The 2,311-nt window shown below is 71.4% G+C and carries 3 protein-coding genes; 2 read left to right on the plus strand and 1 reads right to left on the minus strand.

Annotated features, from left to right (window positions below; translation table 11 throughout):
• Positions 1-612, plus strand: a 612-nt coding sequence (locus G6016_RS14090) for a DUF3239 domain-containing protein (protein ID WP_182633254.1), incomplete at its 5' end; no start/stop codon positions are given.
• 87 nt (positions 613-699) lie between these two features.
• Here G6016_RS14090 and G6016_RS14095 read toward each other — a convergent pair.
• Positions 700-1,593 carry a uroporphyrinogen-III synthase gene (locus G6016_RS14095; protein WP_338403621.1) on the minus strand — a complete coding sequence of 298 codons (894 nt, stop codon included), beginning with the start codon at positions 1,591-1,593 and terminating at the stop codon, positions 700-702.
• Between the two features lie 154 nt (positions 1,594-1,747).
• On the opposite strand from G6016_RS14095, the gene G6016_RS14100 reads away from it, so the two are divergent.
• Positions 1,748-2,311 (plus strand): FAD-dependent oxidoreductase (locus G6016_RS14100; RefSeq protein WP_182633256.1); only part of this gene is annotated, 564 nt, incomplete at its 3' end.

Here is a 2,311-nt window from a genome sequence, read left to right on the forward strand (position 1 = left end):
GCCCGCAAGCACAACCAGAACCTCGGCGAGATCCGCCGACTGCAGGTGTCCGCCGGCATCCTGGGCGTGCTCGTCCTCGCCGCGGGCGCCGCGATCCTCGTCTCCTCGGGGATGGCGGCGTGGGGCTGGATCGTCGGCGGTATGGCCATCGCGTTCGCGGTCGGCTGTCTGGCGATGATCTTCTACATCCCCCGCCGCATGGGCTCGATCCAGTCCACCTACGACACGTCCGAGGTCATCCCGGCGGTGATCGCGAAGGTCCGCCCGCGCGGGGTCACCCTGCTGGCGCTCGCAGACCAGGCAGTCGAGCGGTCCTCCGGTGGCGTCCCCGTACTGGTGGCCCGCCCGTGCAACCCGATCGAAGGCGTCGAATCGAAGGTCGGCGAGCGCGTGCCCTGCGTGGCGGTGGTTGCCAACCGCAGTGCCCGCGGCCGCGACAACCTCTACCAGTTCGTCTCCCCCATGCCGGTTGCGTGGGCGACCCCGGACAAGGCCGTGTGGCGCAAGGTCGCCAAGCAGATCCCCGAGGGCGAGTGGGACACGCTTCGTCAGAACATCGACAAGGTCGACGAGGTCTCGGCTGAGGTCACGCGGATGCTGCCGCTCGAGTGAGCCGGCTCCCCCTCCAGTGAGCCCGCTCCCCAGGAGAGGGATCAGCTGCCCTCGGCCGTCCGCTCAGCCCTCCGCTCACTTCCCCGCTCAGCCCTCCGCTGACTCCTCCGCGCGCGCGGCGAGTACCTCGGTCGTGTGCTTCATCAGCGAGCCGAGCCGCATCCGCTCGGGGCAGCTCACCGGCACATCGAGCTCCACCAACGGCTCGGCGGTGACCGGCCCGACGCACAGCGCCACCACCGGCCCGCGCAGGGCGGCCAGCAGCTCGTCGTGCATGCCGATCTCCTGCGCGCGCTCCAGCATCGAGATCACCGCGGGCGCGGAGGTGAAGGTCACCCCGTCCACCTCGCCGCGGGCGATGGTCCGCACCAGCTCGTCAAAGCCCTCGAGGTCGGTCGGCGGCTCCCAGCGGTAGATCGGCAGCTCCACCACCTCCGCGCCTGCCTCGCGCAGGCCGTCGAGCAGTTCCGACATGGGGTTCCACTGCTGCCCGGTCCCCTGCACCTGCACACCCACCGTGAGTCCGTCAACGCCGTGGGCGAGCAGCATCGACAGCAGCTCCGGGCTGGCCTCGCTCACCGCCGACGCATATTCGCGCAGGCCCGCGCCCCGGATCGCGCCGGTCGTCTTGGGCCCGCGCGAGAACAGCGGCACCCGCCCCATCAGCGCCAGAATCTCCTCGTCCACGCCCCACTGCTGGCAGATCTCCAGCCACCAGCGCACGCCGGGCGCGGTGGTGAGCACCATCAGGTCGGCCGGCGCGGCCAGCAGCCGGTCGGTGGCCTGCCGCACGAGCGCGTCCTCCGACAGGTGGATGGTGCTGATCGCCGGCGCGTGCAGGACCGTCGCCCCGCGCCGCTCGAGGATGGTGATCTGCTCGTCGGCCCGCCGGGCGGCCGTCACGGCTACGGTTTTCCCGCGCAGCGGCTGCTCACCGGGGCCAGAGGAGGCGGGGCTGGTGGTGTTGTCGTCGTCGTTCACTCCCCCATCATGGCCGAGCCCGACGCACCACCGTCGCCCCTCACCCCTGCCGCGCGGTGCTGTGAACCAGACGTCACAGCCCCGTGACCGGACGCCACATCGGCGCAACACGGTCTTCCTAGCCTGATTCGCACAGGCCCGAAGGAGGACCCACATGACCGAGCACATCGTCGTTGTCGGACACGGGATGGTCTCCCACCGTTTCGTCTCCACGCTCAGCTCGAAGCACGCCCGCGCCGACATCACCGTCACGGTGATCGGCGAGGAGTCCGACCCCGCCTACGACCGGGTGGGGCTGTCGGCCTACGTCGGCGCGTGGGACCGCGCGGCGCTGCACATGGAGGACGCGACCCACTCCGCCGATCCGCGGGTGACGGTCCGCTCGGGGCTCCGCGTCACGGCGATCGATGCCGGCGCACGCACGATCGCGCTCGACTCGGGCGAGCAGCTGGCCTACGACACCCTCGTCCTCGCGACCGGGTCCCGAGCGTTCGTGCCGCCGGTTCAAGGCCATGACCTGCCCGGATGCCACGTCTACCGTACGTTTGACGACCTCGACGACATCCGCGCCGCCGCCGAGCGCGCGCAGGCCGGTGCGTCGGCCGGGGTCGGCGTGGTGATCGGCGGCGGGCTGCTGGGGATCGAGGCCGCCAACGCCCTGAGCCAGCTCGGCCTGACCCCGCACGTCGTGGAGCGCAACAACCGCCTCATGTCGGCG

The sequence above is a fragment of the Dietzia aerolata genome (genome assembly GCF_014144865.1).
Classification (GTDB): Bacteria; Actinomycetota; Actinomycetes; order Mycobacteriales; family Mycobacteriaceae; genus Dietzia; species Dietzia aerolata.